Genomic DNA, 18,933 nt, shown 5'->3' on the forward strand with positions numbered 1-18,933 from the left:
CGCTCAGGCCCCGTAGATCGAATCGGGCGACTTCAGCACCGGCTCGACCGTCTCCCAGCGGCCGTCCTTCAGCACGCGGTAGAAGCAATGGTGGCGGCCGGTGTGGCAGGCGATGCCGCCGGCCTGCTCGACCTTGAGCAGCACCACGTCCTCGTCGCAGTCCAGACGGATTTCCAGCACCTTCTGGCGGTGGCCCGACGCCTCGCCCTTGCGCCATAGCCGGCCGCGCGAGCGCGACCAGTACACGGCATAGCCTTCCTCGGCGGTCAGGGCCAAGGCCTCGCGGTTCATCCAGGCCACCATCAGCACCTGTCCGCTGCCGGCCTCCTGCGCCACCACCGGCACCAGGCCGTCGGCGGTCCAGCGTATCTCGTCGAGCCAGCCGCTCACCGCCGCACCTCGATGCCCTGGGCGGCCATGAAATCCTTGGCCTGGCCGATGCTGTACTCGGCGAAATGGAAGATGCTGGCGGCGAGCACGGCGTCGGCCCGGCCCTGCAGGATGCCGTCTGCCAGATGCTGGAGGTTGCCCACGCCGCCGGAGGCGATCACCGGCACGCTGACCGCGTCGCTGATCGCCCGGGTCAGTCCCAGATCGAAACCGGCGCGAGTGCCGTCGCGGTCCATGCTGGTCAGGAGGATTTCGCCGGCGCCCAGCTCGACCATGCGCCGCGCCCATGGCACGGCGTCCAGCCCGGTCGGCTTGCGCCCGCCGTGGGTGAAAATCTCCCAACGCGGCGGGTTCTCGCTCACCTGCTTGGCGTCGATGGCCACCACGATGCACTGCGAGCCGAAACGCTCGGCGGCTTCGCGCACGAACTCGGGATTGAACACCGCGGCGGTGTTGATGCTGACCTTGTCGGCCCCCGCGTTGAGCATGCGGCGGATGTCTTCGAGGGTACGGATGCCACCGCCCACCGTCAGCGGGATGAACACCTCGCCGGCCACCTGCTCGACCACGTGCACCATGGTCTCGCGGTCGTCGGCGCTGGCGGTGATGTCGAGAAAGGCGAGTTCGTCCGCACCCTCCCGGTCGTAGCGGCGGGCGATCTCGACCGGATCGCCGGCGTCGCGGATGTCGACGAAGCGGACACCTTTGACGACGCGGCCATTGTCGACGTCGAGGCAGGGAATGATGCGCTTGGCCAGCATGCTAGAAGCTTTCCGCCAGCTTGAGGCCTTCTGCGAAATCCAGGGTGCCTTCGTAGATCGCCCGGCCGGTGATGGCGCCGATGACGCCGTCGCCGACGATCCCGCCCAGCGCCCTGATGTCGTCGATCGTCGTGATGCCGCCGGAGGCGATCACGGGGATGTGGATCGCGCGCGCCAGCCGGGAGGTGGCCTCGATGTTCACGCCGGCCATCATCCCGTCGCGGCTGATGTCGGTATAGATGATCGCCTCCACCCCATCCTCCTCGAACTTCTGCGCCAGATCGATCACGTCGTGGTGCGAGAGCTTGGACCAGCCGTCGATGGCGACTTTGCCGTCGCGGGCGTCCAGTCCGATGATGATATGGTTGGGGAATTCGGCGGTGACATCGCTCACGAAATGGGGCGCGCTGACGGCCTTGGTGCCGATGATGACGAAATCGACCCCGGCGTTCAGGTAGCCCTGGATGGTCTCCTCGTCGCGGATGCCGCCGCCGACCTGGATTTCGATGTCGGGGTAGGTCTCCCGGATGGCATGGATGGTCTCGGCATTGCGCGGCCTGCCGGCGAAGGCGCCGTCCAGGTCCACCAGATGGAGGCGCCGGGCGCCGGCGGCAACCCAGCGGCCGGCCACCGCCACCGGATCGTCGGAAAACACCGTGTCGTCTTCCATGCGGCCCTGCCGCAGGCGGACGCATTTGCCATCTTTCAAGTCGATAGCCGGTATCAGCAACATAAACGTAAGGCCCTCAACGCCCTCAGTAACGGGTTTTTCAACGGGATGTCCTTAAGGTTCCCACCGGAGGAAATTGGCCAGCAGGCGCAAGCCGGCGGCCTGGCTTTTTTCGGGGTGGAACTGCACCGCGAAAACATTGCCCCGCGCCACGGCGGCCGCGAACGGGCCGGGATAGTCGCTGGTCGCGGCGACATCGGCCGGATCGGCGGGCGCCGCGTAATAGCTGTGCACGAAATAGAACCAGCTCTCCGCCGGGATGCCGGCCCAGAGCGGATGGGACGGGTTGCTGAAATGCACCCGGTTCCAGCCCATGTGCGGAATCTTGAGCGGTTCGCCGCCGGCATCGGTGAGCCCCGCCGGGAACCGCAACACCCGGCCGGGAATGAGGCCGAGGCTGCGGGTGCCGCCGTTCTCCTCGCTCTCTTCCAGCAGCGCCTGCATGCCGAGACAGATGCCGAGGAAAGGCTTGTCGGCGGCGGCGCTCCGGATCACCGGCTCCAGTCCGCGTTCGGCGATGTGCGCCATGCAGTCGCGCATGGCCCCCACGCCGGGGAACACCACGCGATCGCTCGCGAGTATCGCGGCCGGCTCGGAGGTGACCGCCACTGCGGCGTTTGCGTCCGCATGCTGGAGCGCCTTGGCGATGGAGTGGAGATTCCCCATGCCGTAATCGATGACTGCCACCGAAGACATAAGCTCAGGTTCTGTCGAAAGTAAGGAAGGATGGATCGGGGATCGGGCTCAGAGCAGGCCTTTGGTCGAGGGGAGGACCCCGGCGGTCCTGGCATCGCGTTCGACGGCCGCGCGCAACGCGCGCCCGAACGCCTTGAAGATCGTTTCGGCGACATGATGGGCATTCTGCCCCTTGAGGTTGTCGATGTGCAGCGTCGCCTGGGCATGGTTCACGAATCCGCGGAAAAACTCGACGAAGAGGTCCACCTCGAAATCGCCGATGCGGTCGCGGGGAAAATCGACCTCGTAGAACAGGCCGGGACGTCCGGAGAAATCGATCACCACGCGGGACAGTGCCTCGTCCAGCGGGACGTAGGCGTGGCCGTAGCGGTGGATGCCTCGCTTGTCGCCCAGCGCCTTGGCGAGGGCTTGGCCGAGTGTGATTCCGACGTCTTCCACCGTATGGTGGGCGTCGATGTGCAGATCGCCCTTCGCTTCGACCTCCAGGTCCATGCAGCCGTGCCGCGCCACCTGGTCGAGCATGTGGTCGAGAAAAGGCACGCCGCTCCGGAATTTGCCCTTGCCGGTACCATCCAGGTCGATCTGGACCCGTATCTGCGTTTCCAGGGTATAGCGCTCGACCTCAGCGGTTCGCCTGTTCATGGGGGAGGGAAGAATGAATCGTGTCTTGGCGGTTGAAGTGCCTATGATATACCGCCCGCGGAACGCGCATAAGCCCCTAGGCCCTTTCCGGCCCTCTATGCCGAGAATTCGGGCCCGCATGCCTCCCACGCCCGCCACACTTGGTCCATCACCCGGTCGACCGCACGGCGGTCGGTCCAGGGGCTCATGATGAACGATTTGATGGCGGCGATGCGGCCATTGCCGCGCCCGGCATCACGGTAGGCGTCGGTCCATGACAGCAGCACGCCCTCGCCTTTCACCGCCTTGGCGTGCATCCGGTCGAAGATTTCGCGGTTGAAGCGGTTGTGGCGCTCCAGCATGCCGGCGAACGCCGGATCGGTCAGCTCGCGATGATAGGCCGCAGCCGCATCGGTCCCCGGCGGGTAGAGCCGGAACAGCGTGACCGGCCCGAAATTGCAGCCGTTCAGGATATGGACGAAATCCAGCTCCTCCAGCAGCTCGCGCAGGCGTTCCGACATTTCCACGCTATGGCCGAGGATGACCCGGTAGCCCTCCTTGCCGAGCAACCGGAGATTGGCGAGGGCGGCGAGCGCACCGGCCCCGGAGCGCGAGCATTCCAGCGTGAACAGCCCTGGATGGTAATGGCCGAACTGGTAGAGGTAAGGCATCTGCGCCGGGTCGCGGCTCAAGAGCGCCAGATCGTCGCGGTTTTTCACCAACACGGCGCTGGACACATAGGGCGCGTAGCCGGTCTTGTGGAAATCCAGCCCGATGCTGTCGGCGCGGTGCAGAAAGCCGATGCGCTCCACCGAATCCTGCAGCGAACTCAGGGTGCGGGCGTGGAATCCGAGGGGATTCAGCTCGAAGTCATAGTCCTTGAACACGGCCCAGGGCCAGCCGATCACCGCATCGGCATGGAGGTGCGGCCGATACGGCAAGCGGTACTCCTCCGCCAGGGCATCCCGGAGATCGGCGATCGCGGCGAGGTCGTCGATGCCGAACGCGTCCGTGGTGCCGAGGGTGGCGATGATCGCCGCCACGTCCTCGCCGGCGTCGAACCGCCGCCGCAGCTCGCTTTCCAGGTGGGTCAGCGACATCTCGTTCTGCAGCGTGGTGGGCACGGTGACCAGATTCTCGCTGCCCAGCCCCAACCAGCCGGCGACGTTCACCCGGGAATAGTGCGACACCCCCGAAGCCAGTATCTTGTACGGCTTGCGGACGCCTTCCCGCATCGCGCGGCCGCCGGAAACCTTCTCCAGAGCCAGCTTGAGCCCATACAGAATCGTGCCGGTGCCGCCGAAGGTGAATATCCCGCCGGCATGCTCCCGCTCGTAGCCGACCAGATCCGCCAGCATGGCCACCGCTTCGATTTCGGCCTCGGCAAAGCGCGCCGAGTACTCGTCCCAGATGATGTTCGGATTGTAGATGGCACTGGCGATGAAGGCGGTGATGCTGGCGATGGTGGGCGGCGGAATCACGTTGGCCTGGGCGTTGGGATGCGCCCATACCACCATGCCGCGGCAATAGTCCGCCAGCATCGCGGTAATCTGCTCGATCGAACTCATCCGCTCCGGCATCGGCAAGGCCCGCTGGGCGGAATAATCGCCGTCCAGCGTCGAGCCCAGGATGGGCGAGGCCGACTTGAGATCGTCCACTCTGTCCAGGAAACAGGACAGCGTATGCACGAAGTAGCCGTCCATGACCGGATTGGACACCGGCGACGGGAAACAGGTCTTGAGGGTTTCCAGAATCTCGCTGTAGTGGCGATGATACGCGTTCACGTTCGTCCTCCCTGGGCTCGTCCGGTTGGGAACCGCGTCATTCGAGCAAACTAAACCAAGCCTCCGCCGAGGTCCAGTACCCGGAGCAGACGATATAATCGCGGCAAGCGCCATCCAGCGGAAAAAGCCCCCCATGGATTTCCGAATGAACTCCCCCGCCGGCAAAGCCATTCTGGCACACGCCCGGGAAGGGGACTACGCCCATCCCGGCGAAGAGGATGCCATTCTCGCCGCGGTCGAAGGACTGCCGCGCGATGCCATCCGCCGCCTTCTGGACGTCGGCTGCGGGCGCGGCGGCACCGCCGACTGGTTCCAACGCCACGGCTGGGGCGAGGTCACCGGTGTCGACATCGATGCCGTGTCGATCGACGAGGCCCGCCAGCGCTATCCCGAAATCCGGTTCGTCCGGCAGGATGTCTGCCGGATGGAGCCGGCACGGTTCAGCGGATTCGACCTGGTCTATCTGTTCACCGCCCTGTACGCCTTTCCCGACCAGCCTGAAGCGCTGCGCCGGATGAGACTGGCCGCTCGCTCCGGAGCCTTCCTGCTCCTGGTCGACTACACCCGCCCCGCCGGATCGCCTCCGCCGCCCGAGCTGGGCCCCGAGATCGGAAATCCGATCGAATCCGAAACGGTGGCCGATACCCTGGATGCGGCAGGCTGGAAGCTGCAGACCCAGGAGGACTGGAGCGATCGATTCGCCGGCTGGTACGAGGACCTCCTGAAGCGCTTCGAACGCGAGCGCGACTGGATCACCCAGACCCACGGGCCGGACTGGTACGGCTACGTGACCGGCTGGTACGGCGCGCTCAGGCGGGCCCTGGGCGAGGGAAGGCTGGGCGGCGCGCTGATCCGGGCGGTGGCGAAAGATTGAACCTGTGTCGGCCTTCGGCAAGGCTATTGGCCTATAGGTAAGCAATGGCGATTGAGCTTAGAATCCGGCCTGTCAGGCAACTTCCGCTTCATATGCCACCTCAAGATCCCGCGCACAGGAGGCAAGACATGGCTAAAGCGATTCCCGACGGCTATCACACCGTCATCCCCTATTTGGTCGTACGCGGCGCCGCCGACCTGATCGAGTTCATGAAAAAGGCCTTCGACGCAAAGGAGTGGGAGCGGATCATGCGACCCGACGGCACCGTCGGCCATGCCGAAATGCGAATCGGCGACTCCGTGGTCATGCTGAGTGAAGCGAGAGGCGAGTGGCAGCCGATGCCCGGCGCGATCTATCTCTATGTCCCGGATGCCGACGCCGCTTACCAGCGCGCCCTGGACGCCGGGGCGACTTCGATTTCGCCTCCCGCCAACCAGTTCTATGGCGACCGCCACGGCGGCGTGCGCGATGCCTCCGGCAACCTCTGGTGGATCGCTACCCACATCGAAGACGTGCCGGCCGAGGAGCTCAAGCAACGCGCCGAAGTTTTCTTCTCCAAGCATTGAGCCCCTCCCGATGACCGCCGATCGCCGCGTCACGCTGTTCCATGCGTCCTCCAGCCGCTCCACCGGCACATTCATGCTGCCCGAAGAACTCGCGGAGCCGACTACGAGCTGCAGGTTCTCAAATCTGACCGCCGGCGAACAGCACGAACCCGGCTTCCTCGCCGATCTTGACCCGGAATCAGGGCGCGCGCCGCCGATCGGCGATCCCTTGCGCGGGCCCTAGCTGCGCTGGCTGGCGTTCTACGGCGCTTGTTTCGGAGCCGCGCCCAACGGCGCGAAGCCCCGCGACGGCGAAAGTTCGGACACTCGATGCGGAACTCGCCGCGACCCGAGGCCGATGGCCCAACCGCCCCAACCCAGCCCTCATCCTCGGACCGCATCGCCCCATGTTAGGGCTTGGCACAATAACGGGGCAATCGACCCGCCTTCAGAACCTTTCGCACAAAGCCGGTGAATCGGCTCGCCATCCCGCGCCATGCATAATAAGGTCGCCATCAGGCCTAAAAAAGAATAAACCGGTAGTTTCGTTTTGAGGCGATACGTCATATGATCTTGCGCACGTCATTGGTGCATCGTCATTTTACGCACCATAATGATGCAACAATGTTGACGCCAAGACCCCGTCTACCGAGGAACGCTCCATGCTTACCAAAACCACAACCACCATGGGCATCGTGCTGACTTTTGGCCTCCTGGCCGGACAGGCCCATGCCAAACCCGACATCGTTACCGAAGATGACGTCAAAAGCTGCAGGTTCTTGAAAACCGTCATGGGATCTTCCGGTTACGGCAAGAACCTTGGAGGCTGGCAGCCTCAGGCCAAGGCATCCGCCGAAAAAGAAGCCTCTCAGATCGGCGCAAGCCATATCGTCTGGGGCGAGCTCCGGTCATCCGGCGCCTTCAACGGCATCGCGACGGCCAAGGCTTACGACTGCGGCCGATAAATCTCGCGCCAGAGTACGCGCGGGACGCCGTCAAGCCGGCATCCCGCGCCTACGAAACGGACTTCCTCAATCCCCATCGTTTGTGGGCAGGACGGCTCATCCGTCCTGTCTTTTTTGATGGCGGACGCCCCTTCCCTTCAGGTACACGCCGCCCATGTCCGCCGGCCAGGGGTTGATGCGAATAAATACGTGCATATACTCCCTTTATCAAGAGACGGAATGAAGGTGTGACCTTGCTCCCTTCCCAAACCGCCCCCGAATTCGAACCCGACTACCGGCTGTGCATGGACTGCACGGGGTTCAACCTGCGCAAGGCCATGCGCGCGGTGGGTCAGCACTATGACGACGCCTTGCGTCCCGCCGGCATCCGCGGCACGCAGTTTTCTCTCCTCGTCGCGGCGAAAATGGCCGGGCCGGTGACCGTGGGCCGGCTGGCCGAAATGGCCGTCATGGATCGGACCACCTTGACCCGCAATCTGAATGTACTGGAGAAGCAGGGTCTCGTCGTGGTGACGGTGGGCACGGACCGCCGAACCAGGCGGGTCGCGATAACGGAAGAAGGCCTCGCGGTGCTTCGGCAAGCGTACCCGCTATGGAAGCAGGCTCAGGCCCGACTCATGGCGAAACTGGGGCCGGAACGGCTGCAGGCGCTGATGGATAACATGGCGGCCCTGGTCGAGGCCGCCCTGGCGCGTTGAAATTTTTTCGCCAACTATGTGTAGCTACACCTTCCATGCCGGCTCGACGGCGGGAGTCGCTTTCCATGAACCACACCCATACGAAAGGCCCGCGGAACCATCCGACCGTCATACGCCTGCTCGACCAGGCACCGGCTACGGAAACAGCGGCACTGGAAGCCGCCTGGCCGAGGCGGATTGCCCTGGAGGCCGGCGCCGATGACGTCGGTTTTGTCGGCATCGGGCGCCCGGAAATCGATCCGCAACCGGACGCTGGGCGTTCGGGAAGGACTCGACGGCCGGCCCGATTTCCGGCTCACTGCCGACTGTCCGGTGTTTTCCCGCTTGATTTTCCCCTTGCCAAGAGCAGGGAAAAAGCGTTATGAAGTGCACTGCCTATCTTGCGGGTCACGCCGCCACACCATCTTCAGGATTTTACGCCCGCCGAGCCCATCTATCCTCGCCTCGGCCGCCAGGGCCAGGGAACTCTCCATGACATACGACACCATTCCGTGGAAACCGGGGAATTTCAGCTCGATCGTCCTCCTCGCGATTCTGTCGACACTCGCGGCATGCTCGGACAGCCGGGGGGGGCCGGATCAAACCCGACCGGTCGTGACCTTTCGGGTTGGCGGCGCACCAAGCCCCATCGGCATGAGCTTCGCCGGCGAAGTCAAGGCCCGCCACGAGACCGCTTTGTCCTTCCGGGTCGCCGGGAAGCTGGCGTCGCGCCCGGTCGAGCTGGGCGATACGGTCCGGAAAGGCCAGTTGCTGGGCAGCCTGGACGCCGCCGATTACAAGCTGGCCGTGCAAACCGCCCGGGCGCAGCTGGCCTCCGCCCGGGCGGAGCTGGATTTCACCCGCGCCGACCTCGGTAGATACCGCGAACTGCTGGATCAGCGCGTCATCAGCCCTCCCGAATTCGATCGCCGCCGTACCGCCCTCACCGCCGCCAAGGAACGCGTGTCCGCGCTCGAAGCCCAGCTCGGCCAGGCGGTCAACCAACTGGATTACACCGAGCTGCGCGCCGACCGGGACGGAGTGGTGACGGCGGTCGCGGCGGAGACCGGCCAGGTGCTCGCCGCCGGCCAGCCGGTGGTCACGCTGGCCAGGCTCGACGACAAGGAGGTCGGCGTCGACATCCCGGAACATCGCATCGCCCAGATACGTCCGGGACAGGACGTGGCGGTCACGCTCTGGGCCGACGAGCGGCGGCTCAAAGCGCGCATCCGCGAGATCGCCGCGGCGGCCGACCCCGCCAGCCGGACCTACCGGGTCCGGGCGACCCTGCTCGAAGGCCAGGATATCGCCCGGCTCGGCATGACCGCGAACGTCTGGGTCGACGCAAACGGGACAGACGGCGTGGCAATTCCGCTCTCGTGCGTGTTCAGCCCCCAGCAACAGCCCGATTCGCCACGCGTATGGCTGGTGGACGAGGCGAAGCTCACGGTCAAATCGGTACCGGTCCGGCTGGGCGGGACTTTGAGCGGGGAACGCATCGCCGTGGAAGGACTGGCGCCCGGCCAGCTCGTGGTCAGCGCCGGCGTTCAGCGCCTGGCCGAAGGCCAGAAAGTGCGCATTCTGCCCGATTCCGCCGGCCATCGGCCATGAAGGATTTCAACCTGAGCCAATGGGCTCTGGAACACCGCGCCTTCACCGGGTTTCTCCTGGCCCTGGTGATGCTGGGCGGCATCTTCGCCTATTTCCGTCTGGAACAGCGGGAAGATCCGGAATTCACCTTCCGCCTGATGGTGGTGAAGACGCTCTATCCGGGCGCGACGGCACGGGAAGTGGAGCAGCAGCTCACCGACCGCCTGGAAAAAAAGCTCCAGGAACTGCCGGACCTGGACTACCTGCGCAGTTATTCCAAGCCGGGGGAGTCGCTGGTGTTCGTGGTGCCGCGCGAGGAAACCTCGCCGGAAGAGGTTGCCGATCTCTGGTACCAGGTCCGCAAGAAAATCGGCGACATCCGCGCGACGTTGCCGCAGGGCGCCATCGGGCCGTTCTTCAACGACGAGTTCGGCGACACCTACAGCCTCATCTATGCCTTCTCCGGCGAAGGCTTCGACTACGCCCGGCTCAAGGCGCAGGTCGAGGCGGCCCGCCAGCAGCTCCTGCGGGTCAAGGACGTGGAGAAGGCCGATCTCATCGGCGTCCAGGACGAAAAGATCTACATCGAGTTTTCCGACAAGAAGCTGGCCCAGCTGGGTCTGGATGCCGCCTCGGTGGCCGCCGCGCTTCAGGGCCAAAATATCATGGCGCCGGCGGGGACGGTGTATACGGCCAAGGGCGATCTTCCGATCCGGATCAGCGGGAGTTTCGACGCGGTGGACAACGTGGCGAATCTCGCGGTGCGCGTCGATGGCCGGACTTTCCGGGTCGTCGACTTCGCCGAAGTGAGACGCGGCTACGTCGACCCGCCGGAATTCCGGATGCGTTTCAACGGCAAGGACGTCATCGGGCTTGGCATCGCCATGAACAAGAAAGGCGACGTGCTGGCGCTGGGGAAGGCTCTGGACGCCACGCTGAAGCGCGTCGAAAGCGAGCTGCCGGTAGGGATCGAGGTGGAAAAGGTCGCCGACCAGGCGCGCGTCGTCGAACGCTCCATCGGCGAATTCAAGCGCACGTTCTTCGAAGCCTTGGCGGCGGTGCTCCTGGTCAGCTTCCTGAGCCTGGGACTGCGCGCAGGCGCGGTCGTCGCGCTGACGGTGCCGCTGGTGCTGGCCGCCACCCTGCTCGGCATGCTGCTGGCCGGCATCGCCCTGCACCGCATCTCGCTGGGCGCGCTGATCCTGGCGCTCGGGCTGCTGGTGGACGATGCCATGATCGCCATCGAGATGATGGCCCGGAAGCTCGAGGAAGGCTGGGACCGGATGCGGGCCGCGACCTTCGCCTACCGCGCCACGGCCTTTCCGATGCTCACCGGCACCCTGATCACCATCGCCGGCTTCCTGCCGGTAGGCTTGGCCCGTTCGCAGGCCGGCGAGTACACGCAAGCGATCTTCCAGGTGGTGGGGCTGTCGCTGCTCATGTCCTGGTTCGGGGCGGTGATCTTCACACCTTACCTGGGATTCATGGTGCTCGGCAGGCAAGCGGCCGCCTCCGGCCACAAGCTCTACGATAGCCCTTTTTATTGCCGCCTGCGGCACGGGGTGTCGGCTTGCGTCGAGCATCGCGGCAAGGTCATCGTCGCCACGATAGCGCTGTTCGGCCTCGGCATCGCGACTTTGAGGGAGGTGCCGGAGCAGTTTTTCCCGCTGTCGAACCGGCCGGAGGTGGTGATCGACCTGTGGCTGCCCGAAGGAAGCAGTTTCGCCCAGACCGAAGCCGCGGCCAAACGAATGGAGGCGGTTCTGGCCAACGACCCGGATGTGGTGAGTTATGCCTCGTACATCGGCGGCGGCAGCCCGCGCTTTTTCCTGCTCATCGTGCAGCAGCTCGCCAATGCCAACCTGGCCGAATTCGTAGTGATGACGGGCGACAACGGCGCGCGCGAGCGGGTGATGCGGCGAGTCCGCGAGGCGCTGGCCGCGGATTTCCCGGAAGTGCGCGGTCGCGCCATGCGCCTCAACGTCGGCCCGCCGATGGATTATCCGGTGGTATTCCGGGTTTTCGGCGAAGATCCGGCCGTGGTGCGCCACATCGCCGACCAGGTGGCGGCAGTCGTGCGTACCAACCCCCATGCCGTGGATGTGAACGACGACTGGCACGAGCGCATTCCATCGCTGCGCCTGACGCTGGACCAGGACAAGGCACGCGCGCTGGGCGTCAGCACGGCCGGTCTGGCGCAAGCCCTACGGGCCTACTACACCGGATTGACCGTGGGCCAGTTCCGCGAAGACGACAAACTCATCGATATCGTCTGGCGCGCCCAAACGCGGCTGCGGACGGATGCCGGCGACCTGCCCAGCCTCAGCGTGCCCACCGGCAACGGCAAGTCGGTCCCGCTATCCCAGGTGGTGCGTTTCGAAACGGTGTTCGAGGACGGGGTGCGGTGGCGCCGCAACCGCTTCCCGGCGATCTCGGTACGCGCCGATGTCGCCGACGGCATGCTGGCACCCGATGTGGCGGCGCAGATCGAGCCGGCGCTCAAACCCATCAAAGACGCGCTGCCGCCCGGCTATTTCGTCGAAACCGGCGCCGCCAAGGAGGACGCATGGATCGCCCAGAAGTCGATCCTGATCTGGATTCCGCTGGTGCTCGTCGTCACTCTGCTGCTGCTGATGCTGCAATTGCAGAATCTGTCCCGCACCTTCCTGGTCTTCGTCACCGCGCCCCTGGGCGTGATCGGAGCCGCCTTTGCCCTGCTGCTGTTCCGGGCGCCGTTCGGTTTCGTGGCGCTGCTCGGCATCATCGCCCTGGCCGGCATGATCATGCGCAACTCGGTGATCCTGGTGGACCAGATCGAGCAGGACGAAAAGGCCGGTTCCGACACCCGCAGCGCCATCATCGAATCCACGGTCCGCCGCTTCCGGCCGATCATGCTCACGGCCGCCGCGGCGATCCTCGCCATGATCCCGCTCTCCACCAACGACTTCTTCGCCCCGCAGGCGATCGCCATCATGGGCGGGCTCACCGTGGCCACCCTGCTCACGGTGTTCTTCCTGCCGGCGCTCTACGCGGCCTGGTTCAGGGTCGGCCGCCGGCCCCGGCGCGAGGGGGCCGCATGACCCCTTCGTCGGGAGCGAATGGGGACAGCCGGAGGCCACCCGTAGGGGGCGCGCCAAGGAGGGCGCACATGAACCCGATCCTTACGGCGCTGGCCGGCGCACTGACTGCAAGCTTCCTGTTGTCCGCCTGCACGCCGACGCGGGTCGATCCCCCGGCGACACCGGCGGTGCCCGACCAATGGAGCCATGCCCCTGAGACGCGGATGGCATCGAGCCCCGCAGCCCTGAAGAGCTGGTGGAAAGGATTCGATGACCCGGAGCTGAACGCCCTGATCGACCGCGCGCTCGCCGCCAACCAGGACCTCCGGGCCACCCAGGCACGGGTGCGGGAGGCCGCAGCCATGGTGGTCGCCGCCGACGCCGCGCTTTATCCCAGCGTCGACTTCTTCACTTCCGGCGGACGCGAAAAGAGGATCGACCGCATCATCGCCGTCCCCGGCTCCCAGGGCTATCAATTGATCACCCCCACGGCCGACATGGTCACCGGCGGCCTCGCCGCGCGCTGGGAGCTGGACCTGTTCGGCCAGCGCCATCTGGAAGCCGAGGCGGCAGCAGCGCAGGCGCTGGGCGCGGAGGAAGCCCTGCATGCGGCCCAGGTCGGGCTGCTGGCCCAGGTGGCGACGAACTACCTGGAGCTGCGCGGTGTGCAGCAGCAGACGGCGGTATTCGAGGACAATCTCGAGGTGCAGCGCGAGCGGCTGAAGGCTTTGAAGGCGTTCTACCGCGCCGGCCTCGCCAATGAAACCGCCGTCGCCGGCCAGGACGCGCTGGTGCAGAGCGCGGAGGCGACACTGCCGAAACTGAAGGAAACCGCCGTCCGTTTGATTCACCGTCTGGGCGTCTTGACCGGCCAGCCGCCGCAGGCGCTGCAAGCCAGGTTGAGAGAACCCCGTCCGCTGCCGGGCTCGGCGCCCGCCATTCCCCAACTGCTGCCGTCGAGCCTGCTCGGGCAGAGGCCCGACCTCCGCCAGGTGCAGGCTGAAGTCGTTGCCGCGGCGGCCAGCCTGGGCGCGGCCCGCGCCGACCTGCTGCCGAAACTGGTGCTGTCGGCCAGCGGAGGCTTCGGCGCGCTGGCGGTCGGCGGCTTTCCCAGCCTCGCGGAAAGCGTCTATGCCTTGGGGTCTGGCCTCACCGCGCCCATCTTCAATGCCGGGCGCATCCGCTCCCGGATCACCGCCGCCGACGCAAGGCTCGACCAGGTCGCCGCGAATTACGAGAAGACCTTCCTGCTCGCGCTGGAGGATGTCGAAAACGCCTTCGTCGCCCATCGCACGGCCAGCGAGCGCCGCAGCCGGCTGCTGCAGGCGGAAGCGGCGGCGGAACAAGCGCGGCGCTCGGCCGAAGCGCTATATGACCGGGGAGCGGGCGATTACCTTTCGGTGCTGGATGCCCGTGGTTCGAAGCTGTCGGCCCTGGATGAAAACGTCAAAGCCCGGACCGCTACCCTGGTTTCGCTGGTTTCGTTGTATCGCGCGTTCGGGGGGGGATGGGCGGAGGAACCGGTTTCCGTCAAAACGGACTGACAGGAGCCCCAAGGGTCGACTCCTCGGGAACCCTCCCCTTCGGTAGCAACGCCGAAATCTCACTCCCCCAGTGCCTCCAGCAATTTCGCCTCACTCTTGATGACATCGCCCCGCCCCCAGGCCGTCACGCCTTCCACGAACCAGCGCGGGTCGCCGGGATGCGGCAGGACCACGTCGAATTCCGCGTAGAACGAGCCGTCGCCGTGGAATTTCATCTGCCCGATGCTGTGGCCGCGGGCGTCGCGCCAGCGTCCGCAGAGGGTTTCCTCGCCGCTGTAAGGATCCTTGCTGGCTTCGAACTCGGCCTCATCGTAGACCGGGAGCCGCGTAAGCCTGTCGGGCGCGATCCCCAACTTCTCGATTTCGCGTCTCAGCCTGGCGCAGACCGCTTCGCCCCGCTGCTTCATGCCGGCATCCATCGGCGAGCCTTCCTGTCATCAATCGTCATCGTCATCGTCGTCGGAAGCGATCTTGCGGCGCCGCACCGTCTTGGGATCGGCGGTGATCGGCCGGTAAATCTCGATGCGGTCGCCCTCCTTCACCGGCGTGTCCAGCTTCACCAGCTTGCCGAAGATGCCGACCTTCTGAACGCCCAAGTCGATTTCCGGAAACCGTTCCAGGATGCCGGAACGGTGGATGGCCTGTTCGACCGTGCTTTCATCCGGCACCTCCATCCTGAGCCACAACTGGCGGTCGGAATCCGCATAACAAATGCCTACGTTCATGACGCGTGGTCCCCCCTCAGGAACTTTCCGCCACGGAACCGCCGAGGACCACCGGCCGGCTTTGATGCGCCTTCAGCCGCCGGTCGATCAGCTTTTTCCCCGCCAGGAGGAAACCCAGCATCAGGAACCCGCCCGGCGGCAAGGCCATCAGCAGGAATCCCCGGTAATCGGGGATGAGCGTCGTTTCCAGCCAGGCGAAAGAGTCGCCCATCAGGAGACGCGCGCTGGCGAACAGCGTGCCGGCGCCGACCACTTCGCGAGCCGCTCCCAGCACGACCAGCGCAAGGGTGAAGCCCAACCCCATCATCAACCCGTCCATCGACGCATGGGCCACGGGGTGGCGGGAGGCATAGGCTTCGGCCCGGCCCAGGATGGCGCAGTTGGTCACGATCAGCGGAATGAACAGGCCCAGCACCTTGTGCATCTCATGCAGCCAAGCGTTCATCATCATGTCCACCAGGGTCACCACCATGGCGATCAGCACCACGAACACCGGGATGCGGATCTCCGAGGGAATCAGCGCCCGCACCCAGGACACCAGGGCATTGCACACTACCATCACCGCCGCCGTGGCCAGCCCCATGCCGAGGCCGTTGGTCGCGGTGCCTGTGACTGCCAGCAAGGGGCACAGGCCGATGCTCTGGCTGAAGACGATGTTGTTGTCCCATAGGCCGTCGCGGGTGATTTTGCGAAACGCCGGATTCATCATTGACCTCCTGTTGCGGGCGACACCAGTTCGGCCCGGTGCCGCCGGAAGAACTGCAGCCCCTTGAACACCCCGCCCACCACCGCGCGCGGGGTGATGGTAGCGCCGGCGAACTGATCGAAATCGCCGCCGTCCTTCTTGACCCGCCAGTGTTCCTCCGAGGTGTTGTCCAGCGAACGGCCGGAGAAAGACAGAATCCAGTCCGACTTGGCGGTTTCGATCTTGTCGCCCAGCCCCGGCGTTTCGGCATGGGCCACCACCCGGACCCCGAGCACCGTACCGTCGGCCTTCAAGCCCATCACCAGGGCGATCGGGCCGGAATAGCCGCCGGTGGCGGACAGCTTGAACGCAACCGCGGTGACCTCGCCGTTCTTGCGCGCCATAGACACCCGAGTCTCGCCCAAGCCGGCGTCAGCCACCGTTTTCACATCGCGCAGCAGATCGTTGTCATACAGGTCGGGTGGCAGCACCTGCGCCAGCGTCGCCAACATGTCCTCGGCCTGGCGCTGCTCGATGGGCCCCTGAGTCGCCAGGTCGCCCAAACCCAAGAGCAAGCTGGCCACCAGGCCGGCGGCGGCCAGCAGCCAGGTCTGGTAGTCCAGCCGCTGGCGGAGAGTCTCCAGGTCGTCGAACCGCCGCCGCAGCCGCTCCCACCGGCTGGCGGCCTCCACCCGCGGGTTTTCCGGCGCCATGCTGCTCATCGCCGCCCTCCCGGGAGGTCCAGAGGCCTGCCTTTGAGGTCCCGTCCGTAGATGCGCGGCCGCACGTAATGGTCGATGACCGGCGTCAGTGCGTTCATCAGCAGCACCGAGAAGCCGGCGCCCTCGGGGTAGGCCCCCCAGGTGCGGATGACGAAGATGAACAGGCCGCAACCCGCGCCGAATAGGAGTTGCCCGGCGGGGCTGCTGGGCGAGGTGACGTAGTCCGTGGCGATGAAGAACGCCGCCAGCATCACGGCACCGGACGTGAGATGGAAGATCGGTCCGGCATAGCGCTCGCCGTCGATCAGGGCGAAGACGCCGGCCAGCAGCGCCACCGTCGTCAGCAGGGAAACGGGGATGTGCCAGGTGATGATCTTTTTCTTCAGCAGCCAGAGTCCACCCAAGGCCACCAGCAGGGAGGAGGTCTCGCCCAGGCTGCCTGCTTTCCAGCCGAGAATCGACGCCACGACGTCGTAAGGGCCGGACATCAGCGATTCGCTCAATCCCCGCCCCTGTGAAAGCTCGGTCTTCCAGTTGCCGATCAGGGTCGGCCCGGTCATGCCGTCCGCCGCAGGGGCGCCGGCGAAGGTGATCGCCAGGCTGTCGAACAGACCCGGCGCAGACGAGGAGAACGGCAGCGAAGGCACCGCCCAGGTGGTCATTTCCAGCGGAAACGCCACCAGCAGCGCCACGCGCGCCAGCATCGCCGGATTGAACGGATTCTGGCCGAGACCGCCGAACACCTGCTTGCCGACCACGATCGCGATGCCGGCACCGACCACGCCGATCCACCACGGGGCCCAGGGCGGCAGCGTCATCGCCACCAGCCAGCCGCTGAGCACGGCGGAGCCATCCGGCAGAATCGCCCGCACCGGCTTGCCCGCCAGCGCCAGGCAGCCGGCTTCGAATGCCAGTGCCGAGAGGAGGGTCACCGCCCACAGAAACAGGGCCGGCCAGCCGAAGATGACGAGACCGAAGGCCGTGGCCGGCACCAGGGCCAGGATCACCGCCGTCATGATGCCCTGGACCTGGCTGTCCGACCGTGTGAACGGCGCGCTCAACATCGACATGCTCATGCCGCCTCCTCCGCCTTGCGCTGCTGCGCCTGGGCCTTGCGCTGGGCCGCCAGCGCGGCCTGTTCCCGCTTATGGCGCTCGAACCGCGCCTGTCTTTCTTCGGCCAGGCGCTTGGTCTGCTCGGTCCTGTGCTTCATCTGTTCCCGCGCCACCAGTTCGCCGCTGGCGTATTTGAAATAGTGCACGAGCGGAATTTCCGAGGGGCAGACATAGGAGCAGGACCCGCAGCTGATGCAGTCCTTCAGGCCATAGCCGAGCGCGGACTCCAGCTGGCCGGCCCGGATCCGCGCCATCATCTCCAACGGAAGCAGGCCGGCGGGGCAGGCGCTGACGCAGCGCGAACAGCGGATGCAGGCTTTGGCATCGGATACCGCCACCTCCTGCGGCGACAGCGCCAGGATGCCGCAAGTGCCCTTGACCAAAGGCACCTTGGGATGCGGCAGGGAGTCGCCCATCATCGGACCGCCCATGACATAGCTCGCGGTATCGTCCGGCCGATGGCCGCAGAAAGCCAGCAGATCGGCCAGCAGCGTCCCGATGGGCGCTTCGACGTTGCGCGGTGCGGCCACCGCCGAACCGCTGACCGTGACGACACGGCTGACCAGCGGCTTGCCGTAGCGCACCGCTTGCTGCACCGCGTAGGCCGTGGCGACGTTGTGCATCAGGACGCCGACGTCGGCGGAGCGGCCGCCGGCCGGCACTTCCTTGCCGGTGAAATAGCGGATGAGCTGCTTGTCCCAGCCCATCGGATAAAGCGAAGGCACTTGCCGCACGTCCACCTTGCCGCCGTGCGGCGCCGCGGCTTCGCGCATCGCGGCATAGGCTTCGGGCTTGTTGTCCTCGATGCCGACGATCGCTTGGTTGCATTCCAGACCGTGCAGCATGATGAGGATGCCGTCGACGATATCCGCTGCGCGCTCGCGCATCAGCCGGTCGTCGCAGGTGAGGTAAGGCTCGCACTCGCCGCCGTTGATCAGCAGGGTCTGGATCTTGGTCTTCCGCCCGAGGTTCAGCTTGACCGCCGACGGGAACGCCGCCCCGCCCATGCCCACCACGCCCGCGGCGCCGACGCGGGCGCTGATTTCCTCCGGCGGCAGGCTGAACGGATCGGCCACCTCTTGCGTCTCGATCCAGCGATCCTCTCCATCGGGTTCGAGCAGCAGGGTCGGGGTCGGCAGGGCCGACGGATGCGCCGCGGGGTAATCCAGGATGTCCGTCACGACGCCCGAAGTCGGCGCGTGCACCGGTGCCGAAATCGTTCCCTGTCCCGCCGCCAGCAACTGCCCCTTGAGCACTCGCTCGCCCACCCGGACGACCGGTTCGGCAGGCTGGCCGGCATGCTGCTGCAGCGACAGATAAAGCAGCGGCGGCAGCGGAAAAGCCGTTTCGATGGGCCGGTCGGAGGTGGCCTGCTTGCGCGGCTCGGGATGAACGCCGCCGCGGATCTTGCCGGAGGCTCCGAATGAGAACAACTTGAACGCCGCCATGA

20 protein-coding genes are annotated in these 18,933 nt (G+C 65.8%); 8 read left to right on the top strand and 12 right to left on the bottom strand.

Going from position 1 to position 18,933, the window contains the following annotated elements; all coding sequences use genetic code 11:
• Positions 1-3 precede the first annotated feature (3 nt).
• From hisI to GNH96_RS00625, 6 genes are all read right to left on the bottom strand, one after another.
• Entirely contained in the window at positions 4-390 is a 387-nt protein-coding gene (gene hisI, locus GNH96_RS00600; RefSeq protein WP_169601323.1) for a phosphoribosyl-AMP cyclohydrolase, read from the bottom strand.
• The gene (gene hisF, locus GNH96_RS00605; protein ID WP_169601325.1) at positions 387-1,151 is read right to left on the bottom strand and encodes an imidazole glycerol phosphate synthase subunit HisF; all 765 of its coding nucleotides are present in this window, start codon (positions 1,149-1,151) and stop codon (positions 387-389) included. The genes hisI and hisF overlap by 4 nt, the downstream gene beginning before the upstream one ends.
• Position 1,152: 1 nt before the next feature.
• Entirely contained in the window at positions 1,153-1,884 is a 732-nt protein-coding gene (gene hisA, locus GNH96_RS00610) for a 1-(5-phosphoribosyl)-5-[(5-phosphoribosylamino)methylideneamino]imidazole-4-carboxamide isomerase (RefSeq protein ID WP_169601327.1), read from the bottom strand.
• A gap of 51 nt (positions 1,885-1,935) precedes the next feature.
• Entirely contained in the window at positions 1,936-2,577 is a 642-nt protein-coding gene (gene hisH / locus GNH96_RS00615; RefSeq protein WP_169601329.1) for an imidazole glycerol phosphate synthase subunit HisH, read from the bottom strand.
• Between the two features lie 48 nt (positions 2,578-2,625).
• On the bottom strand, positions 2,626-3,219 hold the full coding sequence (gene hisB, locus GNH96_RS00620; RefSeq protein WP_169601331.1) for an imidazoleglycerol-phosphate dehydratase HisB: 594 nt from the start codon (positions 3,217-3,219) through the stop codon (positions 2,626-2,628).
• A gap of 95 nt (positions 3,220-3,314) precedes the next feature.
• Entirely contained in the window at positions 3,315-4,982 is a 1,668-nt protein-coding gene (locus GNH96_RS00625; protein ID WP_169601333.1) for a pyridoxal phosphate-dependent decarboxylase family protein, read from the bottom strand.
• A 145-nt stretch (positions 4,983-5,127) separates the two neighbouring features.
• Between GNH96_RS00625 and GNH96_RS00630 the strand changes: the two genes are divergently transcribed.
• The 8 genes from GNH96_RS00630 (at position 5,128) to GNH96_RS00665 (ending at position 14,236) form a co-directional block, all read left to right on the top strand.
• Complete coding sequence (locus GNH96_RS00630) at positions 5,128-5,856, top strand: class I SAM-dependent methyltransferase (protein WP_228719935.1); 729 nt, start codon at positions 5,128-5,130, stop codon at positions 5,854-5,856.
• Between the two features lie 128 nt (positions 5,857-5,984).
• Positions 5,985-6,422 carry a VOC family protein gene (locus tag GNH96_RS00635; protein ID WP_169601336.1) on the top strand — a complete coding sequence of 146 codons (438 nt, stop codon included), beginning with the start codon at positions 5,985-5,987 and terminating at the stop codon, positions 6,420-6,422.
• A 10-nt stretch (positions 6,423-6,432) separates the two neighbouring features.
• Positions 6,433-6,645 (top strand): thioredoxin domain-containing protein, encoded by a 213-nt coding sequence (locus tag GNH96_RS00640; RefSeq protein WP_169601338.1) that lies wholly within the window; start codon positions 6,433-6,435, stop codon positions 6,643-6,645.
• Positions 6,646-7,063: 418 nt separating this feature from the next.
• Positions 7,064-7,366, top strand: coding sequence for a hypothetical protein (locus GNH96_RS00645; RefSeq protein WP_169601340.1), 303 nt, complete (start codon positions 7,064-7,066; stop codon positions 7,364-7,366).
• A gap of 227 nt (positions 7,367-7,593) precedes the next feature.
• Positions 7,594-8,064 carry a MarR family winged helix-turn-helix transcriptional regulator gene (locus GNH96_RS00650; protein WP_228719936.1) on the top strand — a complete coding sequence of 157 codons (471 nt, stop codon included), beginning with the start codon at positions 7,594-7,596 and terminating at the stop codon, positions 8,062-8,064.
• Positions 8,065-8,535: 471 nt separating this feature from the next.
• Complete coding sequence (locus GNH96_RS00655; RefSeq protein WP_169601342.1) at positions 8,536-9,654, top strand: efflux RND transporter periplasmic adaptor subunit; 1,119 nt, start codon at positions 8,536-8,538, stop codon at positions 9,652-9,654.
• On the top strand, positions 9,651-12,713 hold the full coding sequence (locus GNH96_RS00660; RefSeq protein ID WP_169601344.1) for an efflux RND transporter permease subunit: 3,063 nt from the start codon (positions 9,651-9,653) through the stop codon (positions 12,711-12,713). Before GNH96_RS00655 ends, GNH96_RS00660 begins: the two co-directional genes overlap by 4 nt.
• Before the next feature lie 68 nt (positions 12,714-12,781).
• Positions 12,782-14,236 (top strand): efflux transporter outer membrane subunit, encoded by a 1,455-nt coding sequence (locus GNH96_RS00665; RefSeq protein ID WP_169601346.1) that lies wholly within the window; start codon positions 12,782-12,784, stop codon positions 14,234-14,236.
• A gap of 59 nt (positions 14,237-14,295) precedes the next feature.
• Here GNH96_RS00665 and GNH96_RS00670 read toward each other — a convergent pair whose 3' ends face one another.
• Genes GNH96_RS00670 through rsxC form a run of 6 tightly spaced genes read right to left on the bottom strand, consistent with a single transcriptional unit; the run spans position 14,296 to position 18,931 of the window.
• Entirely contained in the window at positions 14,296-14,655 is a 360-nt protein-coding gene (locus GNH96_RS00670; RefSeq protein WP_169601348.1) for a hypothetical protein, read from the bottom strand.
• 18 nt (positions 14,656-14,673) lie between these two features.
• Positions 14,674-14,961 (bottom strand): RnfH family protein, encoded by a 288-nt coding sequence (locus GNH96_RS00675; RefSeq protein ID WP_169601350.1) that lies wholly within the window; start codon positions 14,959-14,961, stop codon positions 14,674-14,676.
• Positions 14,962-14,977: 16 nt separating this feature from the next.
• Complete coding sequence (locus GNH96_RS00680) at positions 14,978-15,667, bottom strand: electron transport complex subunit E (protein WP_169601352.1); 690 nt, start codon at positions 15,665-15,667, stop codon at positions 14,978-14,980.
• Positions 15,667-16,368, bottom strand: a complete 702-nt coding sequence (rsxG, locus tag GNH96_RS00685) for an electron transport complex subunit RsxG (protein ID WP_169601354.1) — start codon at positions 16,366-16,368, stop codon at positions 15,667-15,669. Before rsxG ends, GNH96_RS00680 begins: the two co-directional genes overlap by 1 nt.
• Entirely contained in the window at positions 16,365-17,444 is a 1,080-nt protein-coding gene (locus tag GNH96_RS00690) for an RnfABCDGE type electron transport complex subunit D (protein WP_169601357.1), read from the bottom strand. Before GNH96_RS00690 ends, rsxG begins: the two co-directional genes overlap by 4 nt.
• Positions 17,441-18,931: an electron transport complex subunit RsxC gene (gene rsxC, locus GNH96_RS00695; protein ID WP_169601359.1), complete on the bottom strand. Its 1,491-nt coding sequence runs from the start codon at positions 18,929-18,931 to the stop codon at positions 17,441-17,443. Before rsxC ends, GNH96_RS00690 begins: the two co-directional genes overlap by 4 nt.
• Between the last annotated feature and the right edge of the window lie 2 nt (positions 18,932-18,933).

The organism is Methylococcus geothermalis (genome assembly GCF_012769535.1).
Classification (GTDB): domain Bacteria; phylum Pseudomonadota; class Gammaproteobacteria; order Methylococcales; family Methylococcaceae; genus Methylococcus; species Methylococcus geothermalis.

Bases quoted from the DNA above. Each gene is read 5' to 3' on its own strand.
- hisH (WP_169601329.1), bottom strand. From the start codon at position 2,577: ATGTCTTCGGTGGCAGTCATCGATTACGGCATGGGGAATCTCCACTCC.
- GNH96_RS00640 (WP_169601338.1), top strand. From the start codon at position 6,433: ATGACCGCCGATCGCCGCGTCACGCTGTTCCATGCGTCCTCCAGCCGC.
- hisF (WP_169601325.1), bottom strand. From the start codon at position 1,151: ATGCTGGCCAAGCGCATCATTCCCTGCCTCGACGTCGACAATGGCCGC.
- hisA (WP_169601327.1), bottom strand. From the start codon at position 1,884: ATGTTGCTGATACCGGCTATCGACTTGAAAGATGGCAAATGCGTCCGC.
- GNH96_RS00680 (WP_169601352.1), bottom strand. From the start codon at position 15,667: ATGAATCCGGCGTTTCGCAAAATCACCCGCGACGGCCTATGGGACAAC.
- GNH96_RS00645 (WP_169601340.1), top strand. From the start codon at position 7,064: ATGCTTACCAAAACCACAACCACCATGGGCATCGTGCTGACTTTTGGC.
- GNH96_RS00670 (WP_169601348.1), bottom strand. From the start codon at position 14,655: ATGGATGCCGGCATGAAGCAGCGGGGCGAAGCGGTCTGCGCCAGGCTG.
- rsxC (WP_169601359.1), bottom strand. From the start codon at position 18,931: ATGGCGGCGTTCAAGTTGTTCTCATTCGGAGCCTCCGGCAAGATCCGC.
- GNH96_RS00630 (WP_228719935.1), top strand. From the start codon at position 5,128: ATGAACTCCCCCGCCGGCAAAGCCATTCTGGCACACGCCCGGGAAGGG.
- GNH96_RS00675 (WP_169601350.1), bottom strand. From the start codon at position 14,961: ATGAACGTAGGCATTTGTTATGCGGATTCCGACCGCCAGTTGTGGCTC.
- GNH96_RS00655 (WP_169601342.1), top strand. From the start codon at position 8,536: ATGACATACGACACCATTCCGTGGAAACCGGGGAATTTCAGCTCGATC.
- GNH96_RS00665 (WP_169601346.1), top strand. From the start codon at position 12,782: ATGAACCCGATCCTTACGGCGCTGGCCGGCGCACTGACTGCAAGCTTC.
- hisB (WP_169601331.1), bottom strand. From the start codon at position 3,219: ATGAACAGGCGAACCGCTGAGGTCGAGCGCTATACCCTGGAAACGCAG.
- rsxG (WP_169601354.1), bottom strand. From the start codon at position 16,368: ATGAGCAGCATGGCGCCGGAAAACCCGCGGGTGGAGGCCGCCAGCCGG.
- GNH96_RS00635 (WP_169601336.1), top strand. From the start codon at position 5,985: ATGGCTAAAGCGATTCCCGACGGCTATCACACCGTCATCCCCTATTTG.
- GNH96_RS00690 (WP_169601357.1), bottom strand. From the start codon at position 17,444: ATGAGCATGTCGATGTTGAGCGCGCCGTTCACACGGTCGGACAGCCAG.
- GNH96_RS00660 (WP_169601344.1), top strand. From the start codon at position 9,651: ATGAAGGATTTCAACCTGAGCCAATGGGCTCTGGAACACCGCGCCTTC.